At 69.3% G+C, this 326-nt stretch carries 1 protein-coding gene; it reads left to right on the top strand.

The features are described from left to right. Positions 1-326 (top strand): DUF222 domain-containing protein (locus IEQ44_RS15680; RefSeq protein WP_193639404.1); only part of this gene is annotated, 326 nt, incomplete at both ends.

The following is a 326-nucleotide window of genomic DNA, read 5'->3' as shown; positions in this document are numbered from 1 at the left end:
GCGGTGATCGAGGCCGAGCTGAAGTCGTTGGCCGAGGTGAACCCGATCTTCATGAGCACCGAGGAGAAGGCCGAGGCGTTGAAGCGCTCGGTGGCCCTGGAGAGCCAATTGACGGAGCTTCGGTTGCGGGTGATGGCGTCCTCGCAGGACGTGGCCGAGGCCCAGGGGTTCCACTCGGTTGCGACGTGGTTGGCCCACCACGCCCATGTACGCCGCGCTGACGCCGCGACCGACCTGAGGCTCGCGGTCGCGCTGGAGGAGCTGCCGGTGCTGGCAGCGGGGCTGCGGGAGGCACGGGTCAACGTGGCTCAGGCGCGCGTGATCGC

It is taken from the genome of Nocardioides malaquae (assembly GCF_015070385.1).
Taxonomy (GTDB): Bacteria; Actinomycetota; Actinomycetes; order Propionibacteriales; family Nocardioidaceae; genus Nocardioides; species Nocardioides malaquae.
This window is presented reverse-complemented; position numbering and strand designations above follow the sequence as displayed.